Consider the following 3,589-nt stretch of genomic DNA (forward strand, 5'->3'; position numbering starts at 1 on the left):
CGGGAGGACAATTCCCTCCATCTCATCCCGGCGGATGTTCCTGACAATATCTTCCAGACGCGAAAGCTTCTCGGGATTATCCGGTATGTTCGGGTTCCATATGTCCGATGTTTCGGGCGCATACAGGACGGGGAGCCCGGCCAGATCCCTCTCAATGCCGATCCCCTCAATCTCCTGGATCCGCCGCTTAAAATACCACGGCCTGTAGGCGTTCCTTAAGATGCTCCTGCCCTCCGGGCTGTCCCTGCGGCTCTCCGTCCGGAACAGGAGCGCTTTTTCTACGGGGATCGTGTATATCCCGAAATCCGGGGGCGGCATCTGTGTCATGGCGAGGAGGTTGTCCTCCCGGTCATACTCCCAGCGGTACAGGGTTTCCTGCGCCCTTACCGGCAGCTTTTTCCAGCCGACCAGGCCGTCGCTGTATTTACTCCTGCTGCGTCGGTCGCCTGTGTTTCCCATACGGCGCTTATAAACAATCTCGTGGAAGCTCCAGCCGTAAGTGAGGAAAGAGAGGATTTCGGACACAGTGTCAATCCAGGTGTCCTGCATGTCGTCCATACAGCCCCTTACAAACTCCGCCGCCTCCCTGTCCGCTGCCGTAGCGCCGCCCGGCTCCACATTCCAGGCGCATTGCCGGACCAGCATTTTGACAGCAAAGAGGATCGCGCCCACCACATCGTCATTGTCGGACATTTCCCGGTATACCTCTATCCCGCGCCGCCCACGGAGCTCCGGGAGGAATTCCTCGTACAGCGTCCCTCCGTAGCGGCGCTGGCCTGTGCGGCCGATTTCCCTGTTTTTTGCCATAGGTTTACCACTCCACAATCTCCCAGTCATCCGCAAACAAATCCCTCATTGACGGGATCCAGGGGATATTCCCCAGCCTGTCTGACATGTACAGGTAAGGCGCTGTCATCCCCGCGCCTGTGCACGGGCCGTTAAACAAAGGGTTCTGGCAACGCACATCCCCGTTTTCCCAGTGGGGGCGCCTCATCCCTGTCCCGTCCCCCTTTTTTACCTGTCCGAGTGCTTTCTCAAAAGTCATATGTTTATTCTCCTCCGTCCCGATACCGCTGTCCGCCTGTCCTGGACATACGGGTTTTATTCCCAGATGGCTGCCATTACCTCATCTATCCTTGTTTTTGCAGTATCAAATATCTGTTTACTGAGTTCTATCCCCGTAAAGTTCCGGTTTGTATTTATACAGGCAACCCCAGTGCTCCCGCTTCCCATGAACAAATCACAGACATAACCGTCTGCCGGAGAAATTGCAATCAGTTTTTCCAACAGGCTAACGGGTTTCTCTGTCTGATGATGTTTTATTCTGGAGGGGACGCTTTTTTCGCTGTAAAACCCCTGGAGTGCTGCAGCCCCGGGTTTCCAGTCCACCGGTTTCTGCCCGTTGGTGCCCCAGACGATAAATTCACAGTCCTGCCGGAAACGTCCGGGGATATTTCGGGCGTTGCCCTTATTCCATACGACGATCCCACGGTAAATCCAGCCTGCTGCCTGAAGGGCGTCCGTCATGGCCGCGAGGTTACGCCAGTCAACGAATACTGCGATAACCGCCCCGTCTTTGCTTTTCTGCCTTGCTTTAGCCAGGACCATACGCATAAATTCCGTAAAAGAACGCTGATCCATGTTATCGCCGCTGAAATCCGGGAATCTTGATGCCCCGTTATAAGTTGTATCCGTGTATTTACTGGCTGTACTTTTCTGCCTGTCCCCGGCATACAGCCCGCCTGATGAATATGGGGGATCGGTCAGGACCATATCAAACAGCCCATCTTCCATATGTTCCATTAATTCAAGGCAATCCCCCTGAAAAAGTGTTATCTGCAAATCTTTCCTCTTCCGTCCATTCATTTATCTGGTTTCACCTCCAGTAACTGCTCCTGCCTAACCGGTTTTCGGATGGCGGGGCTGAGTATGTGGCCCCGTTCTCAATTTCATTAAAGCCGGAGCTTCCCGCATCAACCATGTCTTTAAATTTTCCCTCCGGGAATGATTCGAGCTGGTTGAAATACATCTCATTCCACTCTGCGGTCAGGACATCCACATTCCCGGCCTGCCACTGTGCCGCGAACGGCTCGGCCCGGGACTCCTTGCTCCCGCTCTCCGGTATCACCTTTACGAGGAAGCCGGAAAGCATCCTGGTATAACTCTGCGCCTGTTCTTTCCCCGCCTGCCCCGGATCCTGCGGGAGCCGCTGTATCACACGGCCATATGCCGCCCGGTCTGTCTGCGCGGTCATGAGGATGAGCTTACGCACCTCTGAGGCCGTAAGACGCTTATTAATTACATCAGCCACTATGTAGCGGCCATTCCTCCGCTTCCCGATGAGCACGCCCGCCGTATAGGCCGGATCGCCGTTTTCGTCTTCTCCTGTGGCTGCCAGATCCCATCCGCGGGCCCACAGTATGACGTCCCCGGGCAGCGTTCCAAGCATTTCCCCGACCTGCGTGCGCTTAAAGTACATGCCTGCTGCCGGCTTGATCTTCCAGTTCCCGTTGAGGAGCCGTTCCCGTTCAACCAGCGGAAGCGATTTTAAGTTTGCAAGGTAGGACGGATCATTTGCCAGGAGGATTTTATTGTCGTTGATGGTAGAGGCGATAAACGTAACGCTCTTTATTTCTGTACGGTCTATTCCCTGCGAAACAAGATCTTCCGGGGTATCGGCCCAGACGATTTCCTCGTTTTTGCGGGCCATGTAACGGATTTTTCCGCTCCGTTCCGGTATCGGATAGCCGGTCTGCGGATCAATCCACCACCCGATAAAATCAGCCACCCAACTGTCAGAGTCGGGGTTACAGGTGGCCCGGATGTAAGGCTTTATCCCGCACGCGGAGCGGTTACGTGACATCATGTAGAAAAACTGGTGCTTTGTAAAATGTGTCAGCTCATCGTAGCCAATCAGCGCGATCTGGCTGCCCTGCCACCCGTTTAAGTCCTTATCGCCGTCAATATGCGCAAAATTCACCTTTGCCCCAGAACGGAAGCGCCAGAAGCGGCGCGGCGATGTCCTGGGGACAGCCAGGCCCCCGTATATCTCCGTGCTGGTATCCCACAGGCCGCCCTCCTGCGTGATCTGGATGGACTGCCGCCGGAATATGACCGCGCCAAATTTCGGGTTGCCTGTATGCCTTGCCGCCTCCAGGAGGAGCGCATACGACTTCCCGCCGCCCGCAGCGCCGCCGTATATGGCGATGTCCGCAGGCGTCGCGAGGAACGCCTCCTGCGGGCCTTTCTGTGGTTTTAATACTTTAATCATGGCGTATCACGTCCGTTGTCAGGGAGATAGAGACAGACCCCGTTTCCATCCCCGCTGTCGTCCATCCCGGCTTCCTTCTCTGCCTTCTGCGCGTTCCTCAGCTCGATTTCGAGACGGGCGTCGTCATAGCCATAGCGGTGGAGGGAATCAATTGCTTTCTGTTTGCGGGCCTGCACACGTGTCAATGCTTCCTCAATAGCCTGGATCTGTCCCAGCTTCCCCTGGTATTCTTTTAAATCGATTTCTTTGCCTTTCTCTGTGCCGTATGAGCGGCTTACCAGCGTCATACCCTCCACAGGCCCCTCACCGGGCAGCTCC

The 3,589-nt window shown here is 55.4% G+C and carries 4 protein-coding genes and 1 pseudogene; all 5 read right to left on the bottom strand.

Translation table 11 applies throughout. The features are described 5' to 3' along the window. The coding region (locus tag NFS31_RS26215; protein WP_251501861.1) for a DUF935 domain-containing protein at window positions 1-807 on the bottom strand (807 nt) is incomplete at its 3' end. 4 nt (window positions 808-811) lie between these two features. Then, window positions 812-1,045, bottom strand: a complete 234-nt coding sequence (locus NFS31_RS26220) for a Thoeris anti-defense Tad2 family protein (protein ID WP_251501866.1) — start codon at window positions 1,043-1,045, stop codon at window positions 812-814. A 56-nt stretch (window positions 1,046-1,101) separates the two neighbouring features. After that, the gene (locus tag NFS31_RS26225; protein ID WP_251501871.1) at window positions 1,102-1,803 is read right to left on the bottom strand and encodes a DNA-methyltransferase; all 702 of its coding nucleotides are present in this window, start codon (window positions 1,801-1,803) and stop codon (window positions 1,102-1,104) included. A 73-nt stretch (window positions 1,804-1,876) separates the two neighbouring features. Beyond that, on the bottom strand, window positions 1,877-3,271 hold the full coding sequence (terL, locus tag NFS31_RS26230) for a phage terminase large subunit (protein WP_251501876.1): 1,395 nt from the start codon (window positions 3,269-3,271) through the stop codon (window positions 1,877-1,879). After that, window positions 3,268-3,589, bottom strand: a pseudogene (locus NFS31_RS26235) (hypothetical protein); the annotation flags it as partial. The gene terL and the pseudogene NFS31_RS26235, both read right to left, overlap by 4 nt.

This window comes from Otoolea muris, from assembly GCF_943193115.1.
Taxonomy (GTDB): domain Bacteria; phylum Bacillota; class Clostridia; order Lachnospirales; family Lachnospiraceae; genus Otoolea; species Otoolea muris.